General features: G+C 44.3%; 19 protein-coding genes. 9 read left to right on the forward strand and 10 right to left on the reverse strand.

From position 1 onward, the window contains the following. The first annotated feature begins 16 nt into the window (after window positions 1-16). The gene (locus FEM33_RS21370) at window positions 17-1,312 is read left to right on the forward strand and encodes a DUF5690 family protein (RefSeq protein ID WP_139014014.1); all 1,296 of its coding nucleotides are present in this window, start codon (window positions 17-19) and stop codon (window positions 1,310-1,312) included. A 78-nt stretch (window positions 1,313-1,390) separates the two neighbouring features. On the opposite strand, the gene FEM33_RS21375 is transcribed toward FEM33_RS21370, so the two are convergent. Next, window positions 1,391-1,618 (reverse strand): hypothetical protein, encoded by a 228-nt coding sequence (locus FEM33_RS21375; RefSeq protein WP_229214344.1) that lies wholly within the window; start codon window positions 1,616-1,618, stop codon window positions 1,391-1,393. A 267-nt stretch (window positions 1,619-1,885) separates the two neighbouring features. On the opposite strand from FEM33_RS21375, the gene nhaA reads away from it, so the two are divergent. Next, window positions 1,886-3,085 (forward strand): Na+/H+ antiporter NhaA, encoded by a 1,200-nt coding sequence (gene nhaA / locus FEM33_RS21380; protein WP_139014015.1) that lies wholly within the window; start codon window positions 1,886-1,888, stop codon window positions 3,083-3,085. Here the strand turns inward: nhaA and FEM33_RS21385 are convergent. Beyond that, window positions 3,069-5,306 (reverse strand): carbohydrate binding family 9 domain-containing protein, encoded by a 2,238-nt coding sequence (locus FEM33_RS21385; protein ID WP_139014016.1) that lies wholly within the window; start codon window positions 5,304-5,306, stop codon window positions 3,069-3,071. The two genes, nhaA and FEM33_RS21385, sit on opposite strands and share 17 nt — an antisense overlap. Window positions 5,307-5,512: 206 nt before the next feature. On the opposite strand from FEM33_RS21385, the gene FEM33_RS21390 reads away from it, so the two are divergent. Beyond that, a complete protein-coding gene (locus FEM33_RS21390; RefSeq protein ID WP_161597204.1) occupies window positions 5,513-6,619 on the forward strand; it encodes a sensor histidine kinase in 1,107 nt (368 codons plus the stop codon). Beyond that, the gene (locus FEM33_RS21395) at window positions 6,616-7,338 is read left to right on the forward strand and encodes a LytR/AlgR family response regulator transcription factor (RefSeq protein ID WP_139014018.1); all 723 of its coding nucleotides are present in this window, start codon (window positions 6,616-6,618) and stop codon (window positions 7,336-7,338) included. Before FEM33_RS21390 ends, FEM33_RS21395 begins: the two co-directional genes overlap by 4 nt. A gap of 2 nt (window positions 7,339-7,340) precedes the next feature. Here the strand turns inward: FEM33_RS21395 and FEM33_RS21400 are convergent, their stop codons facing one another. Beyond that, complete coding sequence (locus tag FEM33_RS21400; RefSeq protein ID WP_139014019.1) at window positions 7,341-7,847, reverse strand: hypothetical protein; 507 nt, start codon at window positions 7,845-7,847, stop codon at window positions 7,341-7,343. A gap of 108 nt (window positions 7,848-7,955) precedes the next feature. On the opposite strand from FEM33_RS21400, the gene nfi reads away from it, so the two are divergent. Next, window positions 7,956-8,645 carry a deoxyribonuclease V gene (gene nfi / locus FEM33_RS21405; RefSeq protein ID WP_229214345.1) on the forward strand — a complete coding sequence of 230 codons (690 nt, stop codon included), beginning with the start codon at window positions 7,956-7,958 and terminating at the stop codon, window positions 8,643-8,645. A gap of 242 nt (window positions 8,646-8,887) precedes the next feature. Here the strand turns inward: nfi and FEM33_RS21410 are convergent, their stop codons facing one another. The 6 genes from FEM33_RS21410 to FEM33_RS21435 all read right to left on the reverse strand — a co-directional run bounded on the left by FEM33_RS21410 (window position 8,888) and on the right by FEM33_RS21435 (window position 15,888). Then, window positions 8,888-10,054 carry a glycoside hydrolase family 18 protein gene (locus FEM33_RS21410; RefSeq protein ID WP_139014021.1) on the reverse strand — a complete coding sequence of 389 codons (1,167 nt, stop codon included), beginning with the start codon at window positions 10,052-10,054 and terminating at the stop codon, window positions 8,888-8,890. A gap of 84 nt (window positions 10,055-10,138) precedes the next feature. Continuing rightward, complete coding sequence (ku, locus tag FEM33_RS21415) at window positions 10,139-10,912, reverse strand: non-homologous end joining protein Ku (protein WP_139014022.1); 774 nt, start codon at window positions 10,910-10,912, stop codon at window positions 10,139-10,141. A 137-nt stretch (window positions 10,913-11,049) separates the two neighbouring features. After that, the gene (locus tag FEM33_RS21420; protein ID WP_139014023.1) at window positions 11,050-11,802 is read right to left on the reverse strand and encodes a LytR/AlgR family response regulator transcription factor; all 753 of its coding nucleotides are present in this window, start codon (window positions 11,800-11,802) and stop codon (window positions 11,050-11,052) included. An 18-nt stretch (window positions 11,803-11,820) separates the two neighbouring features. After that, entirely contained in the window at window positions 11,821-12,948 is a 1,128-nt protein-coding gene (locus tag FEM33_RS21425; protein ID WP_229214346.1) for a sensor histidine kinase, read from the reverse strand. 43 nt (window positions 12,949-12,991) lie between these two features. Beyond that, window positions 12,992-13,645, reverse strand: coding sequence for a BRO1 domain-containing protein (locus tag FEM33_RS21430; protein ID WP_139014024.1), 654 nt, complete (start codon window positions 13,643-13,645; stop codon window positions 12,992-12,994). A 77-nt stretch (window positions 13,646-13,722) separates the two neighbouring features. Further along, window positions 13,723-15,888, reverse strand: coding sequence for a TonB-dependent receptor (locus FEM33_RS21435; RefSeq protein ID WP_139014025.1), 2,166 nt, complete (start codon window positions 15,886-15,888; stop codon window positions 13,723-13,725). Between the two features lie 380 nt (window positions 15,889-16,268). Between FEM33_RS21435 and FEM33_RS21440 the strand changes: the two genes are divergently transcribed. From FEM33_RS21440 to FEM33_RS21455, 4 genes are all read left to right on the forward strand, one after another. Continuing rightward, the gene (locus FEM33_RS21440) at window positions 16,269-16,481 is read left to right on the forward strand and encodes a hypothetical protein (protein WP_139014026.1); all 213 of its coding nucleotides are present in this window, start codon (window positions 16,269-16,271) and stop codon (window positions 16,479-16,481) included. A 27-nt stretch (window positions 16,482-16,508) separates the two neighbouring features. Continuing rightward, entirely contained in the window at window positions 16,509-16,703 is a 195-nt protein-coding gene (locus FEM33_RS21445; RefSeq protein ID WP_139014027.1) for a hypothetical protein, read from the forward strand. Window positions 16,704-16,847: 144 nt separating this feature from the next. After that, window positions 16,848-18,077: a multidrug effflux MFS transporter gene (locus tag FEM33_RS21450; RefSeq protein ID WP_139014028.1), complete on the forward strand. Its 1,230-nt coding sequence runs from the start codon at window positions 16,848-16,850 to the stop codon at window positions 18,075-18,077. 26 nt (window positions 18,078-18,103) lie between these two features. Next, window positions 18,104-20,026 carry an AAA domain-containing protein gene (locus FEM33_RS21455; protein ID WP_139014029.1) on the forward strand — a complete coding sequence of 641 codons (1,923 nt, stop codon included), beginning with the start codon at window positions 18,104-18,106 and terminating at the stop codon, window positions 20,024-20,026. A gap of 607 nt (window positions 20,027-20,633) precedes the next feature. Here the strand turns inward: FEM33_RS21455 and FEM33_RS21460 are convergent. Then, complete coding sequence (locus FEM33_RS21460) at window positions 20,634-23,609, reverse strand: FAD-binding and (Fe-S)-binding domain-containing protein (protein ID WP_139014110.1); 2,976 nt, start codon at window positions 23,607-23,609, stop codon at window positions 20,634-20,636. Between the last annotated feature and the right edge of the window lie 152 nt (window positions 23,610-23,761).

The following is a 23,761-nucleotide window of genomic DNA, read 5'->3' on the forward strand; positions in this document are numbered from 1 at the left end:
ACCTAAATTCCGGACTATGCGTCTGAAAGAAATGCTGTTGCGTTCCAACGCGCTTTTTATTTCGTGGGCTGTTATTGCTTCGTTTGGTACCTATTTCTGCATGTATGCATTCCGGAAGCCGTTCAGCGCGGGGCTTTACGAGGGTCTGGAAATAGGAAATATCGGTTACAAGGCCATACTGATTATTTCTCAGGTTGCCGGTTATACGCTGTCCAAATTTGCCGGTATCAAGGTCATTTCCGAGCTCAGGCACCATTCCAGAATCCGGCTTATTATTTTACTGATCCTTATTGCGGAAGCTGCGCTGCTGCTGTTCGGGCTGGTGCCGTTTCCGTACAATTTCATTTTTCTTTTTATCAACGGTTTGCCGCTGGGCATTGTTTACGGCATTGTGTTCAGTTTTCTGGAAGGAAGGCGGTTTACGGAAATGCTGGCACTCGGGCTTAATATCAGCGTGGTGGTTGCGTCGGGAATCCTGAAAACCATTTACATAGAACTGCATGGATTGTTTCCGGTTATTTCGGAATTCAGTATGCCTTTTTTTATCGGATTGCTGTTTTTACCGCTGTTTCTGATCTTTGTATGGATGCTTTCGGTGATTCCGGAGCCGAATGCGGAAGATATCCGTTTAAGGACGGAAAGGCTGCCCATGACGCAGGAAGACAAGCGCGCCGTCATGCGGCAATTCGGATTTCCGATCGTTTGTCTGGTTATTTTCTACGCTTCCATGGTCGTACTGCGCGATTTCAGGGACAACTTCACCATCGAGATCTGGAACGAAATCGACATGCACTGGGCGAGCAGTGTTTTGACCACAACCGAAATGATCAGCGGCATCATCGTGCTCGTCATCATCGGCAGTCTGGCCTTTGTCCGGGACAATGTAAAAGGTTTCAGGTTAACGAATTTTATTCTCTTCCTTTCAATCTGTCTGATCGGCGCGGGCACTTTGCTGTTTCAGAAGGCGCTCGTCAGCGGTTTTTTATGGATGCTGCTTGTAGGTTTGGGAACATTTCTGGCTTACACCGTTCTTCAGACTGTTATTTTTGATCGCATGATCGCACTGTTCAGGATCAAGGCCAATGCCGGTTTCTTTATTTATATCTGCGAAAGTATCGGTTACATGGGCAGTGCCGGATTGCTGCTGTACAAAGAATTTTTTATGAAGAAAATGAGCTGGTCTGCAGTTCTGATGCAGTTTACATACGTTCAGTTTTGTACCGGGTTCCTGCTGCTTCTGGCGAGCAACATTTTCTTTGAACGTTACAGGCAGCAAAAAGAGCCGGAAAGCGGGCCGTTGACGGCAGTATAAACCTTTCAACAAAAAAAGAGAGAACAAGCCGTTCTCCCTTTTTAAATCTCAATTCACCTTAATAACTTGTTTACTTCACTATTTTGCTACTTTAAGTGCTACAATAGATGCTTTTTGTGTGGGCGTATATTTCCCGTAATCAATGCTGGTTTTGGTACGCTGCGGTGCCGGTGTTTCCAGAGCAGGTCCGGCTGACGGCAGCAGGTTTTTCCCTGCATACTTGCTTTTTTCTTCGATATGGCCCGCAAATGCGAAAGAAGTGCTCAGCGCCATGGCGCAAACGAACGTTGTTATTATATTTTTCATAGCTAAAATTTTTAAATTCTTGTCTTTGTCTTATTTGACAATGCAAATCTAGAAAGCCGTAAAGTACCGGCAATTCAAGTGTTGAACAAGCGATCCATATTCCAGATAAATGGTTTGAACTGATGATGAGTTATTTAATGGGAAGGTGTTGTCTTGGTTTTACCTCATTTTTTCAGTTTCGGCATCTTTGATTCCTTACGGATATTTACGGAAATAATGCAAATTGCCAGGCAAATGCTGTTAATATTTTTTCCTTAAATTGCCTGCATGGAACAATTTATCAATCTCAAGCCGTTTAAAGAATTTGTAAAATCAGGTTCGTTCGGAGGCGTAATCCTTATCGTTTGTGTGATCGTTTCGCTGATCATTGCCAATTCAGCAACAGGGCCCGGTTTTGAACAGTTGCTGACGACCGAACTTGGTTTTGAAACAGCCCGGATTCATCTGAAATATTCCATTCTGCTCTGGATCAATGACGGACTGATGGCCATTTTTTTTCTGATGGTCGGGCTGGAAATTAAAAGAGAACTGATCGAAGGAGAACTTTCTTCACTGAAAATGGCGGCCTTGCCGGTTTTTGCGGCACTCGGCGGTGTCATTGCGCCTGCAACCATTTATTTTCTGCTGAATAAAAATACGGAAACGGCTGCGGGCTGGGGAATTCCGATGGCAACGGATATTGCATTTGCGATTGCCGTCATCACCATGCTTGGTAATAAAGTGCCGCCTTCTCTCAAAATATTTCTGGCCGCGCTCGCCATTGTAGACGATCTCATGGCTATTCTGGTGATTGCCGTTTTCTATTCATCCGATCTGCATTATACTTTTCTGCTGTATGCGGCGGGGATTTTTGCCGTACTGCTGGTTATTAACAAACTGGGTGTCAAAAGTCTGGCAGCGTATCTTGTTCCGGGTATTTTTATATGGTATTTTATTCATCATTCGGGCGTGCATGCCACCATTGCCGGTGTCCTCACCGCTTTTGCCATTCCGACCAACCCGGTTTCAGAAGAATCACCGCTGGAAAAACTGGAACATATGCTCGTTAATCCGGTGAATTTTTTCATTATGCCGTTGTTCGCGCTGGTTAATACAAACATCCGGTTTGAACAGGAAATGCTAGCCGGACTTACAAACACGCTCGGACTTGGAATCATCCTTGGCCTTGTTGTAGGCAAGCCTTTGGGAATTGCTTTACTTTCCTGGATTTCCGTCAAAACGGGCATCAGCACAAGACCAAAAGGAGCGGAATGGGCGCATATAATCGGCGTCGGTATGCTGGGCGGAATTGGCTTCACGATGTCCGTTTTCATCGCCTTGCTTTCTTTTTCCGGCAAACACCTCATATTGTCGGAAGCCAAATTTTCCATCCTGACCGGCTCCATCTTATCCGGCTTGCTGGGTTATATTACGCTTACCATGATTAGTAAAAGAAATTCGGAAAACAGGATCAGAAGTAATAATTAGCCTTAACTGTGATTCCTTTATCCTGAATATGCATGCCGTTTTCAGATAAATAATTGTCCTGATAAACAAAAAACAAATCGGAAAGCGGAAGAAATCTCCATTGCAGCTTTCCGTATACACCCAGATTTCTGGAGATTGAGTTATACTGAACGGAAGTAGCCAAAAATAAATACCGGTTGAAGGAAATGTCATTTCTTGCTGTAAGAGTCCAGACATGATTGCTGCTGTAAGGAGAAGGAAGCTTTATGATATTGTAATTGTAAAGAACCGACATAATGCCATAAGGCTGCATTTTGTAATTGACATCACCCGAAAGCCCGTAGCGGTGACCATTATAATACTGGCCGCCAACCGAAGAAACCCTCATGAAAAAAGTCTTTCTGCGATCGGACTGATAAGTAATACGGCTGTTGTAATAAACATGCTCACTGCCGGAGGCCAGCTGTTTTCCTCCGGACAGACCCGGATCAAAGTCAAAAGAAAGTTTTGTAAAGTACTTGTTAAAATAAACGCTCAGCTCGGAAGTATTCCTGAAAGAAATGTCGCTTGAAAAATTCAGGAAATCGTCCGTCATGCTCCATTTTACCGTATTGAAGCGTTCATAGTACAAGTCTGCGGTATACCGATTGAGGCGTCCGCTTGTATTTTTTGGATAAAAGTAATTGTTAAAGGATAAGAAGTTACTGATATAACCTGTTCGCGGCGTAAATCCTGCTTCGCTGTTGTAATGTTCGCCGGTATAAACCGTTCCGAAAGCAAGCAGAAATCGCCGGTTGTTGTAAGACAAATTTCCTCCATGCGACATATGCGTCAGATTGTACTCCAGAGATTTATTGTTTGCTCCGGTCAGGGTTCCTGAATGAAAAAGCTTTCCGTTCCAGTTGCCATTGGTGGAACCCAGATTGAAATCGATGCTGTAAGCCCTGTTGAATGCATTTTTCCGATTAGCCTTTTCGTCAAATGACTGATTGTTGACAAAAATGGCACCGATGCTGGAACGTTTGAAAACATTCTGCTGAAATGCAAGTGTGGTAAAATTCCTGCCCGAAATAGAGGACTGGGCCGGATCTGCAGTGTTGATTTTTATCTTTTTGGTCTGAACAGACATCAGCCCGATCTGCAGTTTGGGATTGATCTTGCCGTAAATCCTCAATCCTCCCAAAACCGGCTGCTGTTCATAGCGGTCTTTTGCGGCATTATACTCAATTCCGATTCTTCTGGAATAGAAAGGCAGCACCGGTGAACCGCCCATTCCTGAATACCCAAAGCCTGCAAACAATTCGCTGTTCTCTACAAAGAACTGCCGCTTTTCCGGATAAACGAGTTCAAACCGCGTGATGTTGGCCTGTTCGATATCCACTTCGGCCTGTGAAAAATCGGGGTTTAATGTAAGGTCTGCAACCATGGAAGAGCTGAGTCTTATCTTGGCATCCAGTGATGGAACTACTTTCAGTGTTTTTTTTGCATCGTTTGTGTATTGTCTTACATAATTGGTTGTCAGGCTGGGTATCAGGTTTATTCTTCTTTTTGATCCGGAAGGATATTTTTCGATGTAAAATGGCTGTGTAAATGCAGCATCGCCGACATACCTGCTTCTCGGGGTTGGTGTCCATGATGCATATTCGTTGATGTTGTTGTCAATCCGTATAAAATTGATCAGCCATGGAGCAGCAGAAACGGGAAAGCGTATACTGGAAAACGGAATAGCCATTTCTGCAGTCCAGTAATCGGCATGGCGAACGGTGGCGGAATACCATTTCTGGTCCCATGTGATATCAAAATTATCACCGTTTGAAATCTGGGATTCATTCTGTACTCCGTACGGATTCAGGTAAAACGAGTATCCATTCAGTTTGTCTGCGCTTGGATTGACAATGAAGCCGAACAAATCATTTTCGAAATCAGGAAAATCCCTTTTTAAAGATGATACCGTGTACTTGAAAGGAGCGCCGGGCTTTGCATACATGGTGGCGCTTACGTAAATAAAATCATCATTATGAAGTATTCTGACAACCGTTCGTGATTCCGCAGGCGTATTATCTGCATTGTAGATCTTGTAAAATGTGCTTACTGAATCTGCTTGCTGCCAAACCGGTTCATTGCTATTGCCGTCCACTGCAATTCTGTCACTGGTAAAAGCTGCATGCAAGGGTTTCTCATTTTGTGAAATGGATGTAAGCGCATGGAAAGACGCCAGCAGCAACAGGAGATATTTTTTCATAAATGTGTATAAGTGTGGACGGCAAAAGTAGGCATGCCGGAATCAGCAGAAAAAAAATATCGCTGAATGGAAAGCAAGTGCAGACAAGCAGCAAAAGAACCTGATATGCATTTCAGCGAAAGACAAGTGCCGTTGGTTAAGCGATGCCAGCCGTTTGGCGAATAAATAATGAGTTCGGCAATGCTTGTATTTTAATTTGCAGAACCATGATTGGACACGCCAGAGACATATTGCTATCTTCCTCGTTGGACGTTGTCAAGCCGTCTTTTGAAATGGTAGGCAGGATCTTCTCCAGAAGAATTGCATATCACGGGATTTTCTGGGCATGTGTTTTTGTATTCAATGCCTTTTATCTGGGTTATATAGAAGAAGATATTGGAAAAACGGCTTACGGCTTTTCAATCCGGTTTCCTTTTATCCTTGGCATCTGCTATCTGAATCTTTATTATCTGATTCCTGAATATTTTCATGCAAACAGGTACGTCCGGTATCTTGGTTTGCTTATCATGCTGATCCTCATCGTTAATGCGGTCAATTTATGGTTACTGGATGCTCTGATTGATGCCGAACTGTGTCCGAAGAGTTATGAAACCTATTCCAGGTTTACGTTTACCAATTATTCATACAAACTCTTTTTTCTGTCCACCATAACGGGGCTGACAAGCGGCATCAAACTTTCGAAACAATATGCCGAACAGAAAATGCAGATTGCCCATGCAGAAAAGGCAAGACTGACAACCGAACTGCAGTTGCTGAAATCGCAGATTCAGCCGCATTTTTTCTTTAACACCCTGAATAACCTTTATGCATTGAGCATTAAAAAGTCGCATCTGGCGCCGGAAATTATCCTTAAACTTTCAGGACTGATGAGCTATATCCTTTATGAATCGGATGAAGAATCAACTCCGGTTGCAAAGGAAACCGGTCATATACAAAGCTACATTGATCTGGAAAGTCTCCGATTCGGAAAAGAACTGATCATTGATTTTCAGGTTCAGGGAGATACAAACAAAAGAATATTTCCATTGTTGCTGCTTCCTTTTATTGAAAACAGTTTCAAATACGGCGGAAAATCATCACTGGGTTTGATTGTGATTAAAATCCTGATCCGGATTGAAGACAATTATCTTGAACTTTTTACGGAAAACCCGTATCAGGAATATTCCGGCAGCTCTACCATGCGGAACAATGTCGGGATCGGCATTGCAAATGTAGAACGGCGACTTCAGATTCTTTTCAGCAAAAATTACACGCTGAGCATCAGCAAGAGCAATCAGATATTTAAGGTTTATTTAAAAATTCCGGTTTCATGATTCGCTGTATCATTATTGAAGACGAGCCCTACGCAATCGAAATACTTGAATATTATATTTCGCAAATCAGGCAACTGCACTTGATGAAGACATTCTCGAATGCAATTGACGCTTTGTCATACATTGAAAATGAAGCCGTTGATCTGATTTTTACTGACATTGAAATGCCCTTATTAAGCGGGCTGGATCTTCTTAAAACATTGAAACTTAAACCCAAAGTAGTCATTGTTACTGCTTACCGGGATTATGCGGCAGAAAGCTTTGAACTTGAAGTGATCGATTATCTTGTAAAGCCTGTGTCCTTCCCGCGGTTTATCAAAGCTGTAAATAAAGCCCATTCTATGTCAGAAGGATTTTTTCAACAGCCTGAGCTGATATCCATGCCGCTGAAAATTGAAAATCCAGTTGCTGACAACAACATCTGGATTAAAGTAGATAAAAAGATTGTAAGAATATCCGTTGAAGATATTGTTTACATAGAAAGTTTAAAGGATTATATACGTATATGCGCCGGGAAAAATAATCTGGTAACGCATCAGTCTTTAAACGGGATTCTTGAAAGACTTTCCGCTGATAAATTTGTACGGATTCACAAGTCATTCATTGTAGCACTTCACAAGATTGATCTGATTGAAGGAAATATTGTTATCATAAAGGACAGAACAATTCCCATCGGCCGTCAGTACCGGCAGGAACTTTTCAGTCATATCAATCTGTGAAACTACTCCGTCTTGCTCTTGATCAGGATGTAATCTATATCGTTGCCGTTGGCGAAGGCTGAGATTTGCGTGTATTTTTCATAATTGTCCCACTGCTTCAATTCGTCATCATCGATTTTTGGTTTGATGCTGTCTTTCAGATTAAGCAATCCCAGAATGACGCGGTTTTCAAAATCAAAGTCTGAAAGATTATTCAGGGTAATTCTGTCCGCAATGTCATTGATAAATATGATTTCGACTTTTCCCTCTTTATAAATCATCTTGGGACATTTGTCGCAGCCGGCTTTTTCATCCTTGTAATAGCTGTCCAGTTTTCCCGGCCCCAGAACGGCTTCCACTTCTTTTTCACTACGCAGCGCAATTCTCGGCAAATCCATTTCCACGGTTACAGGCGCATTTTCATCCCCGTCGCCCATGACAAAGAACTTGATAAAAACGGCAATCAAAATCAGGATAAATGCAATAAACTTCCAGTTTGCCCACTTGCGTTTCAGTGTAACGTTATTCATGAATGGCTTGGTTTTTGATATAAACAGAACAATAAATAGTGTAAACACGAAATATCATGCCAGCTGCCTATGAATTCAATTACTGACACTCCGGAATCAAATTATGATATGCTTACCATTACTGAAGCAACACTTATTCAGAAAAACCTGAGAGAACAGCTGAATCTGAAGCCGCTTCAGTCACCGATCCGCACCATTGCCGGAGCAGATATATCTTTATCGCTTTACAGTGAAACCGTTTATGCAGGAATGGTCATCCTCAGCTTTCCTGATCTGCAGCCTGTTGCGTATTCACTTGTGAAAAGCAGCACCACATTTCCGTATGTGCCCGGCTTTCTGGCTTTTCGTGAAATACCGTCGTTGCTGAAAGTTTATGAACAGATTCCGGTAAAGCCGGATGTGATTATGTTTGACGGAAACGGCATTATACACACAAGAAGAATGGGTATTGCTTCTCATTTCGGTGTACTGACGGACTCGGTTACAATGGGCTGCGCCAAGAAAAAACTGACGGGCCAATATGAAGATCCGGGCGAGAACAGGGGAGAATATTCACTGCTTACTGACAAAGGCGAAACGATCGGGTACGTGCTGCGAAGCAAGAATAATGTAAAGCCGGTTTTTATTTCGCCGGGACACAATATGAGCCTTGACGACAGCCTGAACATTGCCATGAAATGCATTAACAAATACCGGCTTCCGGAGCCAACACGTAAAGCACATGAATTTGTAAATCTTTTCAGGACGGGCGAGCTGAAAGAAGGGTATCATGAAATCGGTTCATTGCAGCTGTTCTGAATATAAGATTGAAGCAAAGTTATTTGTTGTCACATTGAGCATGGAAGGTCACTTTTTGTACCGGAATGTCATGGATTGTCATTTATTGTTTCAAAAGACATTCATTGTCATTTGTTGTCATTTATTGTCATTTGTTGTTTTAAATGTCATTTATGGTTTTTATTGGTGACTTGTGACCGGATGTTTTGCTCAATGTGACTTTTTTGTTGAAATAAAATTTTAATAAACCTTTGTAAAGCTGCTTACTTTAAAGATTTGTCAATTTCATCCAGCAGATAATTTTTCGGGTCCGAAGTGGATTCCCAGAACATAACGCCGGCCATTTTATGATCTAAAACATACTTGCATTTTTCCCGTACCGATTCCTCATCGTCGTAGCTGAGTATGGCGCCGGTCGCTGCATTCATTAAGTAAGGCGCTTTTGCAACGGTATCGCGGTATTCCTTGAATCCTTTTTTATTAACCAGACTGTCTTTGATGTAAGTATAACCGTCAATATACTCCTGCGAAATCTGCTTTTGTCCCAAACCTTTTTCCAGCTTGCTTACCTTGAACATGCGGCCATAGAACGGAAGTCCCATTACGAGCTTTCCGGCAGGAACACCGGCAGCCGTAAACGCCTTGAAAGCATTGTCGGCCGATCTTTCCGATTTATATATTTTGCTTGGATACAAGCTTGCGTGATGCACGACGGTATCACCCTGAAAAAGGTCGTAAGTCATTAGATTAACGTAATCCAGATATTCCTGGGCTTTGCCCATTTCGGTCACATTCAGGAAGCTGGCAAAGCCGGCGACGGCGGTAGTCAGCAGCTTTTTTTCATTTGTTTCTTTTTCCAGCTTGTCAAGTTCGCTGCGGATTTCCTGAAACATCCGTGTAAAATTCTGCTTGTCTTCCGGGCGGAAAACGTTTCCTTCTTCGCCGGGCATTCCGGGATATTCCCAGTCAATGTCAACGCCGTCCAGATCGTATTTTTTAATAATGTCAACAGAACTTGCGGCAAACACTTTCCTGGAAGAATCCGTTAGAACTGCGTCGGAAAAGTTCTCGCTCCATGCCCAGCCGCCAATGGAAATCAGGATTTTAAGCTCCGGGTTTTTATCTTTCAGTAGTTTAAGTTTCCGGAAATTCGTAGAATCCGTTTTTTCGTTGGTCAGAAAAGCCTTGCCGCCTTTTACGTCCACAAACGCATAATTGATATGTGTCAGTTTTTCCGCTTTGATGTCGTCCGTATTGATCAGACCTTTGAACCCGCCGACATAACCGATTACAACAGGCCGGGATTTTGTTTCAGACTGCTGTTCGGTTTTCTCATTGGAACCGCACGACGTTAAAAGGAAAGATGAAAAAGCAACGGATAAAAGTGCGGAGGAAGACAGGAATGTTTTAATATTTTTAAAAAGGTACATATAAGAGTGGTTTAGAAGGAAGCTAAAAATAAACATTACTTCCAAACAACTCCTAATGGATTTACCCAAAACGACAAAATTGCGTCAGGATGCTTTCCGCTTTGGTGCGTTGAGGCTCTCTTTGAGCTGCGCAAGCAAATCCTGGCTTTTCGAATGTACTACTTTCATGCGCGGAGCAGTTGTTTTCTGGCCTTTTGCCTTCGCCATGATCAGTTTCATAAGCTTGTCATTATACGTATCTTCATATCTGGAAATGTCAAAATCGGTGCTCAGCTGATCAATCAACTGAACGGCCATTTCCATTTCTGCAGGCTTTAAATCAACTTCCGGCACTTCAAGATCTTCTGGATTGCGTATTTCCTGCTGAAACCGGATTTTGTTAAGAACAAGTAAATCGCCGGCCGCTTTGATCAGCACCAGACTTTCCCTGTTCCGCAGCACATACGTTCCAAGTCCGGCTTTCCCGGTTTTCTTAAGTGCTTCACGGAGCAATGCATAAGGTTTTGCACCTGCTTTGTCGGGCTGAAGATAATACGGCGTTTCGTAGTAAATACTGTCAATATCCTTTTCATCAACGAATTCGGCAATTTCGATCGTCTTTGTTTTTTCAGGACTTGCTTTTTCAAAATCACTTTCGTCCAGCACAATATAAGTGTCATCGACTTTAAAGCCCCTCACAATATTTTCCCATTCCACTTCTTTGCCCGTATTGGCATTGATGCGTTGGAATTTAATATTGGCGTGATCTTTTTTGTCCAGCATATCAAGGTCCAGTTCGCTTGCCTGAACTGCGCTGAAAAGTTTGACGGGAATATTAACAAGGCCAAATCCGATAGCCCCGGACCATATTGCTCTCATATTTTTCTTAAAAAAAATGACCAGATAATTACAGAAAAATATTGCTTTAAAAATCCGTGCCTTTGTTGAATTTCACGCCCGCCGTCGCAACTGCAGACATAATCTGAAAGGTTTTTGCACCTGTATTTCCAAAGTATTTATTGTCCGAGCCAGCTTTTGAAGGGGCCCATTTTTTCCCGGCTGATCAGAATGTCGTTGTCCGTGCAGTTTTCAAGATGTATTTTCAGGCGGCTGCCGGAGTAAGTGAAAACGTCTTTGATAGCGGCTACGGAACTGATGTATTTTCTGTTCAGCCTGAAAAAACTGTCCGGTGAAACCATATTTTCCAACTCGTCCAGCGTGTAATCAATGATGAATTTTTTGCCTTGCCGGGTTTGAAGGAGCGTTGCCTTGTCTTCACTGAAGAAAAAGGCAATTTCCTGCACATCAACAGTTTGTATGCGTTCGCCGGTTTTTACGAGAAATCTGTTTTTAAACGTTTTCTGCGTATTGTGAATCAGATTCCGGATTTCGTCCAGCGAAACGGCAGGGGCTTTCCGGCCAGACTGGAACTTGTTCAATGCCTGCGCCAGCTCATCCGGATCAACAGGTTTCAAAAGGTAGTCGATGCTGTTGAGTTTGAACGCTTTGATTGCATACTGGTCATATGCCGTGCAGAAAATGATCGGAGCCGTTACTTTCACCTTTTCAAATATTTCAAAACTGATGCCGTCTGCCAGCTGTATGTCCAGAAAAACAAGGTCGGGATGCGGATTTTTGTTCAGCCATTCCACAGCGGAAGTAACCGTATCGATGTTGCCGTATATTTCTGCTTCCGGCAATTTTTCGGTAATCAGCTGAGCGAGCCTTCTGGCTGCGGGTTTTTCATCTTCGATAATCAGGATTCTCATTGTAATTCTGGAAAGCTTTTAGAGCCGGAAATCAGGTTTTGCAGTTTGTCGGGGTTCGGGAAAGAGTTGCTTTTGCTGTTCGGGAATTTCGAGCAAGGGAAGTTTTACAACAAAGCTCCCGCCGGTATCCTGAATGGAAATCGTTTGATTGCTGAGCAGTTCATACCTTTTAACAATATTCATCAGCCCGATCCCGGCCGAGTTTTCAGGCATACTGCTTTTCAGCTGAAGATTGTTTTTTACAACTAATTCCTGATTTTCCATAAAAATCCCGATCCGCAACGGATTTTCAGTGGAAGCAATATTGTGCTTGATCGCATTTTCCAGCAGCAACTGAAGGGAAAGCGGCGGCAGATTTCCGGACGTGTTTTGATCTATGCGGATTTCATACTGAAGGCTGTCTTCAAACCGGATTTTCTGCAAAGACAGATAATCTGCGGCAAAGTCAAGTTCCTTTTCCAGTGAAACGAGTTCTTCATGCTGCACGTCCAGCACATAGCGGTAAATGCGGGATAACCTGTGCACGAACTTGGCAGCCGTATCCGGGTTTTCATAAACCAGATTGCTCAGCACATTCAGCGAATTGAACAGGAAATGCGGATTCAACTGATCTTTCAACGATTGGTACTGACGCGCAAACCTTTCCGTTTTCAGCTGTTCCGCTTCAATGGCCGCTTTCCGCCATTCCATCAGAAAAGACCTGCTGATGAATACAAATGAAATGAAGAATGCAATCTGCATGGGAAATTTGGTCCAGAGTACGAGCTGCTTCCACGGAATATTGTTCAGTGTGAAACTTTTTGTGACCAGCCATGTAAAAAGAAATATCAAAGCCAGACTTGCGCAGAAAACATAGATGAAATAACTCGCAGATTCCAGAACAAGCCTTTTGAGCGGATACTGAATCCATGACAGTTTATCGTCGTAGTAACTTTCAATCAGAAATCCGCCGTAACTCAGCGTGGTTGAAAGCAGGAAGGCAAGTAACAAGTCATCCGCCGCGCCCCGCATGCGGTTAAGGTCGGCCATGCAGGACGGGTCGGAAAGCAATGTTATGGCCAGCGCAATCACCAAATTGATTCCAATGAAACCGGGAGAAAAGTTCCAGAACTTTCTGGTGCCTTTGATGGAAATGTTAAAGGTCATGATGCGGGGTCCGTTTGTCGTTTTGCTCCGGAACATTCCTGAATTATTCGCAACTTTTCGACATACTCTCTGCTATTCTTCTTCCCCATGTCGGCTTCATTGCTGCTTTTAAAACTTCTTCGTCCTGAGCGGCAAATATAGCCATACTTTGCTTTGCCAGACTACATGCTTTTTCCATTCCCGATCCGAAAAACCGGGCTATACCGGCTTCCATTTGCGCCATTAATATCAATGCCCGCGGGTTTTTGCTGTCTATGGCCAGTGATCTGCCGAATTCCGCAAGCGCCTGCCCCGACAAGCTTTGTCCTCTGCCGGCAGGATCGGCACTTACTTTTGCCATTGTAATAAAGCCTTTTAAGGCGATGATTTCAGAATTGTCTGCGGATATCCCTTCAGCCTTTTTTGCAAGATCTTCTGCTTTGGCCAATGCTTCGTCTTTTTGATCCAGCGTCAGTTTGTTGCTCAAACCCTGAAAAGTACAGGCCAGTGCATGATAATACAACGGCTGCCATTCGGTCGGATTGAGTTCGGCAATGCGTGAAAAGGCATTGGCCGATTGCTGAAACTGCGCAAGAGAATCCGCCTTGTTTATTTTCTCGATTTCCTTTTTCATGATTTTCTGAAAAGGAGAATCCTGTGCTTTAACGGACAGAACAGAAAGCAGTAGAACGGTGATGATGAAAGTCAGCTTTTTCATTTGTGAATTTGATTGGATGGTTAAAAAAGACAGAGAGTTTAAAGCCTGCATGTAATTGGAACATTTCAGACTGTGATTCAGAGATTATTGAGCTGATTGGCATTTTTATCTCTTGAAATGGTAATGAACAAAGCTGCAAAAGCAAATCTTTTCGCACCTTGTCCGACCGGCAGGCCGGCATAAGTGCCGCTTTCGTCCGGCTGTGAAGCGTAGCGGTATCCAAAGACATTGTTTCTGCCCAGCACATTGGAACAGGCCACATGTAAAATGATATGGGGTCGTGGCAAATAACTCCAGCTGATGCTCAGGTCGCTGTACATTTTTGTTTTTTGCTGCATATCGTCCGTTCTGTTCGGGTTGCTGAAAGGGTAGCCGCTGTTCCACGACCATGAAGTTCCGAGCTGCGATTTCAGTGCGGATGCAAAATGCTTTACTACGATAGAGCCGTTGTGTTTCGGAGCAAATGAAGGCTGTACGCGGGTTTCGTATGCGGCATATTTTCGCCTGCTGTCTACAAAACTGTAAGTAATCCAGAAATCGGTTTCTTTGATACTTTTCCGGTCGCGGTAAAAGAAATCCACGCCTCTTGCATAGCCTGAGCCGTTTTGAGAGAAGTTACTGTAATTTCCAGCAGCGTCGTCATACGTGACAAGATGATCGTAAATCTTGTAAAATGATTCCGCGCGGAATGTGCGGTTGTTGCTTGCAAAGAAATAGTTAAGGATATAATGCGTTGCGGCGGTATTCTGCAGATTGTTTTGCAATACCCTGATTTTCTCTTCCGGAAGTTGTTTGAACTTTCCGGCTGCAAAGGAAAATTGTCCCTGATTATCCAGTTTCCAGGCAACGGAAAATCTCGGCGTCATCCAGAACTGTTTTGCCAGCGAACTGTGCCCGCTTCTGACGCCGGCAACCATAATCAGGCGGTTACTGAAATAATAAGTGGCTTCTGCAAAATGATTAGGCTGATGATCGGTATAACTTCTTTTCAGATTGACATCCGTCAGAGCTTCCGAATAAGCTTTTACAAACCATTCCAGCCCGTTTTTGAATGAGAACCGAGGTGAAAAATCTTTTACCGCAACCAGTTTGGCATGTGCAAGCTGATTAATCCGGCAAAGCGGGTCGGCATTCAGTTTCAATGCATCGCTGTTGTGCGAAAAAGCAACTCCGCCGTAGAAAAACCAGTCTTTTTTACCCGAATGACGAAAAGAAATGTTGGAATAACTGTAACGGTTACGGAGCTGAACACGGTCGCCGCGGCTATTACCGCCCGGAATTTTTTGCCAGATCGTCATCCGGTTTCCTTCTGTGTGGAAATAGGCTTTGATGAAACCTGCTTTACCATTTGAGGCATTTCCCCACTTGTGACGCAACGAGATTTCCGAATCCCAGCTTTCAGGACTTTTTTCCCAGTCGAAATCCTGTTTTACAAGTGACTGATACGGTGCAAGGTTATAATAGTTAGCTGAAGCCGTTAATGCATTTTGTTTCCCGGTCAGCGTTTGGGTATAGCCGCCGCCAACCGACATGATGCTGACATCGCCCTGACTTCTCAGCGGAAGGTCAAGCGTGTTGAGCGCCAGTGCGGAGGAAAGCGCTTGGCCGTATTCCGCAGAATAACCGCCGGTACTGAAAAACGAACCTTTGAAAAGATTGGCACTGAACCGGTTCCGCGTGGGAACGTTGGAAGCTGTGCTGCCGTATGCATTGCCAACCTGCAGTCCGTCAATAAAAATGGAAGTTTCGGAAGCATCGCCGCCGCGAACAAACAGCCTGCCGTCATTTCCGACTGTGGAAGTTCCCGGCAATGTAAGCAGCGCACCGGTGATATCGCCCATCGCGCCGGAAGTTGTGACAATGTCCAGCGGTTTCAGCACGACTGACTTTTTTTCGTCTCCGGCTTCCATTGCCCCGGCTGTAACCGTAACGGCGGTAAGCAGGTTGATGCTTTCAGAAAGCTTTATTTCAAGTTCAATAATTTGTCCGGCACATTCAATAACGGTTTCCTGCGGCTTGAAACCCAGCGCCTGCACCATCAGAATCTGTTTTCCTGAAGAATCTGTTTCAAATGAAAAATTCCCGTTCACGTCCGAGGATGTGCCGTCGTAACTTCCTTTGATATACACATTGGAGCCGGGAACAGCCTCGCCTTTCTGATTTGTCACGATGCCCGAGATTTTTGTACCGGCGCTGGCGGCAAACGCGGTGAAAAAGATCAGGATTGTAAAATACAGTTTCATTTTGCTCTTTGTTTGATCCAAAATTGAGCAGAATGAAAAACGGGAAAAACTGAAACCGGCCGAAGTGCAGAATGGGGCGGATGAAGTTCACAGGATGCTGACCAAAGTGCATTTTCAGCAGTAACCGGAAAGGTTTCCCGGAACAAATCAACACTTTTTCAGGGGGATCAGGAATATTTTTCTGCGTTTTTTCAAATTTTTGTAAATATTTTCAAATTCCTTGCTATCAGATATTTAATTTGATAAATTCAGTATATTCTTCCTTCATGAAGCTGTAAAATGACCTTTGTGTTTCCGGAGTTTATGCCAGCTGGCATATTTATTTATAAAACAGATTCAGAACAATTACACTGTAAGACTAACTCTTAATTTAGTATAACATGATAGCGACACTTGAAAACAATGCAATAAGTACATTAAAGCCTGGCGCAGTTCTTTCCGTTACAGGAGCAGACAACGAAACAGATGCTCAGAGAGAAGTGGCGGATTTTCTGCAATCAAGCAACAGAACTGATCTAGGTTATTTTCATATTTCGAAAAACTATTTCTTGTTGTATCTAAAACCAGGAAGTCTGGCTGGTGGAATTGCATAAGGCATTCACATTTCACATTATATTAGCATGGTACAATCAGGTACATTTCAGTTGCTGGGACAGAAACTCATCAACATCATTATTCACAAAGAAGACGTAGTTAAAATAGCACCGATCAAAAAAGGACGCGGATGTGTTATTTACCTTAAAAACAAGGTTCCCTATGCAGTGAGCGAGAGCGAACGGGAGGTTTATAAAAAACTGGATTGGGTTGCCGCTTAGATAGTTTTCTTTTACATTACGATATACCGGAGATTCCATAGACATGGGGTCTCCTTTTTTATTTTATTATGCTGCTTTACCGAACCGGACAATAAATATCCCTGTTATCAGCACTTAACATACAGACTACGCCACAATATTCAGATGTCTAACAGAACGTACTTTTTTCTCATCCTCATTTTAGGAAGTTTAACTGCACTCGGGCCTTTTTCAATTGACATGTACCTGCCCGGTTTTCCTGCGATTGCAAAAGATCTTCATACCACAGCTGCCAAAGTTTCCCTTTCCCTGTCCGGGTTTTTCATCGGTATTTCCCTGGGCCAGCTGCTTTACGGTCCGTTGCTGGACCGGTTCGGAAGGAAAAAACCACTTTTCATTGGTCTTTGTATTTACATCCTTGCATCTGCCGGCTGTGCCGTTGCAACCAGCATTGACCAGCTGATTTTACTCCGGATTATTCAGGCGATCGGAAGCTGTGCGGCTACGGTTGCGTCCGTAGCCATGGTCCGCGATCTGTTTCCGGTCAGTGACAATGCAAAGGTTTTTTCATTGCTTTTACTCGTTGTGGGCGTTTCACCGATGATTGCACCGACGGTAGGCGGCTATGTAACGGCTGCATTCGGCTGGCATGCAGTATTTATGATCCTTACGGTAATGGGCGTGGCGATCCTGGCCGCAACGGTGCTCTGGCTTCCCGACAGCTACAAACCGGACACATCGCTTTCGCTGAAACCCAGGCCGATCCTGATGAATTTTTTCAATGTGATCCGCGAGCCGCAGTTTTACACTTATTCACTTACGGGTGCCATTGCATTTGCAGGATTGTTCGCGTACGTTTCAGGTTCTCCGCTCGTATTTATGGAAGTTTTTCACACGGATGAAAAAGTTTACGGCTGGATTTTCGCATTTCTGTCTATCGGATTTATTGGTTCCAGTCAGTTGAATACCCTGTTTTTACGTAAATACAGCAGTGAACAGATTGTTAATATTGCATTGATTTGTCAGGTAATAATCGGTTTTACTTTTCTGGCCGCTGCGCTGAACGGCTTGCTTGATCTGAAAATGACGCTTGTGTTCCTGTTTTTATTTCTTTGCTGCATTGGCTATACTTACCCGAATGCCGCCGCACTTTCTCTGGCTCCTTTTACCAAAAATGCCGGCAGCGCTTCCGCCTTGATGGGCGCTTTCCAGATGGGAATGGGAACACTTATCTCGGTCCTGATCAGTCTTTTTGAAGAGCCTTCCATTGTTCCTATGGTTTCGGCCATGGCTGGTTCCGCGTTTCTGGCGCTTGTGGTGCTGCTGTTCGGAAGACGTTTTATTACCCGGAAAGTGGAAGTCCAGCAAGGTGCAGACGCAGGCATGATGCATTAATGTACTTTTGTTGATTTTCTTTGTACATGGATTATTTTAAAAAGCTTTCCGATCTGTTGAAAACAGAAAGGGAAGAAGACCGGCAATCTTACCTCAGACTTACTGAAACGACTTCTGTTTCCGAAAGGCGCGCCAACGGACTCGCATGGTACCCGATCGCGATCAGAGGATCGGAAATGAGCCGAGGCGATTATCTGACGGTGGAAGTGGAGCGTACAACGCATCAGGACATTTCGCATCAGCTTCGTTTTGGAATGCCGGCTGTGCTTTTTTCCAATCACGATGCCAAAAAGGACAGGCTGGAAGGAATTGTTTCACATCAAAGCGGTAACCGGCTGAAAATTACCTTGCGTACCGACGAACTTCCGGAATGGTCGCGTGACGGAAAGCTCGGGATCGACGTCCTTTTTGATGACAACAGCTATGATGAAATGCAGAATGCGCTTAAAGCTGCCGGCATTCTTGCAGAAAACGATAAAGAAGGACGCCTTGTGCAAATACTGACCGGTGAGAAATCGCCTGCATTTCAGTCCAAAATTCCTGAAATCCGCATTCCGCAACTGAATCCGTCGCAACTGGAAGCAGTTAAGAAAATTGTATCAGCCAACGAACTGGCCATTGTCCACGGCCCGCCCGGAACCGGAAAAACGACAACATTGGTGCAGGCCATAAAGGCATTGATCAGCCATGAGCACAAGCAGATTCTGGTTGTAGCGCCTAGTAATACAGCAGTGGATCTGTTGAGCGAAAAGCTTAGTGACGAGGGGCTTAACGTACTTCGGGTTGGAAATCCGGTTCGGGTTTCAGAACGATTGATGTCTCTGACGCTGGACAGTAAAATGAATGCGCATAGCCGTATGAAGGACGTTAAAGCACTTAAAAAGCAGGCTAACGAATTCAAGAATATGGCGCACAAATACAAACGGAATTTTGGCAAGGCCGAGCGTGAACAGCGAAAAGCACTTTTTGATGAAGCGCATAAAATCATGAAGGAAGTCGGTACTATTGAACAATATGTAATTGATGACCTTATTTCCAAAGCGCAGGTAATTACCGCAACGCTGGTCGGGTCCAACCATTATACAGTCAGAAATCTGAAATTCGGAACCGTAGTAATCGATGAAGCCGGACAAGCTATTGAGCCTGCCTGCTGGATACCTGTTTTAAAAGCTGAAAAAGTAATCATGGCCGGTGATCATTTGCAATTGCCGCCAACGATCAAATCTGCCGAAGCTGCCAGAAACGGTCTGAGTACAACTTTACTGGAAAAAAATGTCGCGGCACATCCTGAATCCGTTGTGTTGCTGGAAGAACAATACCGTATGAACGAGATTATTATGGATTTTTCTTCCAAAGTGTTTTATGAAAACAGGCTTGTGGCGCATGCTTCAGTCGCACGCAGGCTACTTTTTCCGGAAGATTCGCCATTGGCATTTATTGATACCGCAGGTTGTGGATTTGATGAAAAAAAGGAAGGAACAAGTACGACAAATCCTGAGGAAGCAGCATTTCTGTTTAAACACCTTTCACAGCTTGTTTCTGAATTTGTTCAGACCCAGACGGTTTTGAATCAGGATAATTTAAAAAGTTTCCCGACTGTGGCAGTAATTTCTCCATACAAGGAACAGATTAATATTCTTAAAGAGCAGTTGCTGCATGCGGATACTTTGCAACCTTATTTGTCCAGCATTTCAGTAAATACCATCGACAGTTTTCAGGGCCAGGAACGTGATATCGTTTATATCAGCATGACGAGGAGTAATCCGGAAGGCGAGATCGGGTTTTTAGCAGATGTCCGCCGAATGAATGTAGCCATGACGCGTGCAAGAAAAAAGCTTGTTGTGATTGGTGACAGCGCCACGCTTTCGCAATCGGTATTTTACCGGGACTTTATCGAATATGCCGAACGTTTCAATGCATACCAGAGTGCCTGGGAATTTGCAGATTAGTTTTTGCCGCAGCGCGGCACCCTGTTTATAGCAATGGGTTGTTTTGAAAAATTCATCATGCAAGGAGGCTCCTGCGGAGCCGCCTGATTATGTGAGATGCGTATTTTCTACAAACAGAAGGCTCCGCCGGAGCCTTGCGTGATGCCAATTTATACCTTTCTGCAAACAGGATGCTACTCCGTAGCAAGTTGAATTTTGCCGCGGAGCGGCATCCCGTTTATAGCCATGTGTTGTTTTGGGAAATTCATCATGCAAGGAGGCTCCTGCGGAGCCGCCTGATTATTTGAGAAGCACATTTTCTACAAGCAGCGGGCTCCGCCGGAGCCTTTCGCGATGCCAATTTGTATCTTTCTGCAATCCGGGTGCTGCTCCGTAGCAAATTGAAACTTGCCGCAGCGCGGCACCCTGTTTATAGCCATGTGTTGTTTTGGGAAATTCATCATGCAAGGAGGCTCCTGCGGAGCCGCCTGATTATTTGATATGCGTATTTTCTACAAACAGAGGGCTCCGCCGGAGCCTTTCGCGATGCCAATTTGTATCTTTCTATAAACTGGATGCCACTCCGTGGCGGAATCTATATCAAACAATGTAATATAATGTCAACAAACTAAATCATTGCTTCCCACAAAATTTCTGCCGGGTGCATGGCTTTTCTTCCAGTTCCGTCATGAATCTGATGGCGGCAGCTTGTTCCGGGCGCGGCAATAATCACTTCTTCAGGCTGCTGGCGAACGGCCGGGAAAAGTACCAGTTCCCCAATTTGCATGGAAATATCATAATGCTCTTTTTCGTACCCGAAAGATCCCGCCATTCCGCAGCATCCCGAAGGAATCAGCTGAACCGTATAATTTTCCGGAAGTGAAAGCATTTTCTTTGTCGGAACCATACTTGAAATGGCTTTTTGCTGACAATGTCCATGCAGTTTGATAAGACGTTTTTCCTTGGTAAACCGGTCTTTTGAAATATGTTTCAGTTCAATTTCCCTTGCAATGAACTCATCAAACTGAAGTGCATTCTGTGCCAGTTTCTTGGCTTCTTCCACCAGTTCGTCGCTGACAAGATCGGGATATTCATCGCGAAATGTCAGGATAGCAGACGGCTCGATGCCCACTAACGGTGTATCGTAGGAGATGATGTCTTTTAACAAACGGATATTTTCCTCCGCAATCTTTTTGGCATCTTTTAACAGCCCTTTGGAAAGCTGTGGCCGTCCGGATGGGCCGTGATCTGGAATAATCACTTCATAGCCCAGTTTTTCCAGCGCAAGAATGGATTTTTTCCCTATTTCAACATCATTATAATTGGTAAATTCATCACAGAACAGATAGACAAGGCGGGAGCCTGACTTTACGCTGTTGTTTTTTCTCTGTTCATACCACTTTTTCAACGTTGTACTATGCAGCAACGGCATCGTGCGTTCCGGGTGAAAACCAACCATGCGGTTTGCCATTTTTCGCAGCGGCGCATTTTTGAACACCATATTATATGCCCACGGAACATAACTGGCAATGCCGGTCATTTTTGAGAAATTACCGACCAGCCATGATCGCATCGGAACACCGTGAACATCATGATACTGCTGCAGAAATTCCATTTTCAGCTTGGCAACGTCTACATTGGAAGGACATTCTCCTTTGCAGCCTTTGCAGGCAAGGCACAAATCGTAAACTTCCTTGATTTCCTCATGGTCAAAACGGTTTTCTTTCGGAGAACGCGTCAGCATTTCGCGGAGGATATTGGCGCGTCCGCGGGTTGTGTCTTTTTCATTCCGCGTGGCCATAAAGCTCGGGCACATGGTTCCGCCGCTCATCTGCGTCTTGCGACAGTCGCCCGAACCGTTGCACTGCTCGGCATGCTGAAGAACATCCTGATCATGAAAACGGAAATACGTTTTGAACTCAGGCGTTTTCTGATCTGCTTCGTACCGCAGGAAAGTATCCATCGGAGCAGTATCCACAATTTTGCCGGGATTGAAAATATTATTCGGGTCCCACGCTTTCTTGATTTCCTTGAACAGCCCGTAATTATGTTCACCAACCATTTTCGGAATAAATTCTCCGCGCAACCGTCCGTCGCCGTGTTCGCCGGACAATGAACCGTCATATTTTTTAACCAGATCAGCAATTTCCTCTGCAATCATCCGGAACTGGCGGTGACCTTCGCTGGTCTTCAAATTTATAATCGGGCGCAAATGGATTTCACCCGTTCCGGCATGCGCATAATGAACGGCCGACATGCCATGTTTTTTCAGGATCACATTGAAATCACGGATGTAGTCAGGCTGATCGTATACGTCCACAGCAGTATCTTCAATTACAGCTACTGCTTTATCATCGCCCGGAATGTTGGCCAGCAAGCCAAGACCGGCTTTGCGCAGCGACCAGATTTTCTTGGTGTCTTCACCAAAGAGCAGCGGATAATGAAAACCGATTCCTGCTTCCTGCAGTTCTTTTGTCATTTCTGCAGCAAGCGATTCCACTTCGTCCTTTGTTTCACGCGAAAGGTCAACAACCAGAATGGCAGGAAATTTCCCGTCCGGCTTGTTCTTGACAAAAAAGGCGTTCTTCTTCTGTTCCGCATTGGTTGTAGCACATTCCAGCACGTAATCGTCGATCAGTTCCACTGCGTGCGGCTGATATTTCAGTGTCAGGATTGTTGCCCTCAGTGCTTCGTCTATTGTATCGCAATGGATGCAAACAAGTCCCGGCGTCTTGGGCGGAAGCGGAACAAGGTTTAATTTTATTTCTGTTAAAAAACAAAGTGTTCCTTCTGAACCGGCAATCAGGCTGCACATGTTGAAGGGCTTTACAGATTCCTTTTCGGCCAGATACGGTTCCGTATTGAGCAGCATATCCAGTGCATAACCGGTATTTCTCCTTTCAATACTTGGCTTCGGAAAATTTTTCCTGATTTCGGCCTGGTTTTCAGGCGAGTTCAGAATCTCGTTTGTTTTCAGGTATATTTTGTCAAGAAGCGTGGCGCTGCCGTTTTTCTGCTGCGCATGGCTTATCAGATTTTGAAAGTCCTTTCCTTTGATACTTTTAAACTCCGCTTCCGAACCGTCGGCCAGAACTGCTTTTACTTCCAGCGTATGTTCCCGGGCGCTTCCGTAAACAATCGAATTGGAGCCGCAGGAATTATTGCCGACCATTCCGCCGATCATGGCGCGGTTGGCCGTTGAAGTTTCCGGGCCGAAATACAGGCCGTAAGGTTTGAGGGCCATGTTCAGTTCATCACGCACAACGCCGGGCTGCACACGTACCCATTTTTCCTCTGCATTGATTTCCAGTATTTTGGTAAAAGTTCTGGAAACATCCACAACAATACCGCTACCAACAACCTGACCAGCAAGTGAAGTTCCGGCTGTACGCGGAATCAGCGAAATGCTGTTTGCCGTTGCGTAGGAAATCAGCGTCTTGATGTCTTTTATGCTTTTGGGCATTGCTACCGCCAGCGGCATTTCGCGATAGGCAGAAGCATCGGTAGCGTAAAGGGTCCGCATGGTATTGTCGAAATACAGATCACCTTCAAGTTGTCTCGCAAGTAAGCTTAAATCAGAATGGGTTACAGACGGCAATGTCATAAAAGTATTATACTGGAAAATAATGGCTGCAAAGTTACGCACAAGCAAGATGGTTTTCCAGCAAATATTTTCATAGGATATGATTCACCGTCAATCGGGTTGCACAGAGGTTTGATTATGTAACCGAACGGGTTTGTTTTGTATTTTTCAAA

Origin of the sequence: Dyadobacter flavalbus, assembly GCF_006149045.1 — a bacterium.
GTDB lineage: Bacteria > Bacteroidota > Bacteroidia > Cytophagales > Spirosomataceae > Dyadobacter > Dyadobacter flavalbus.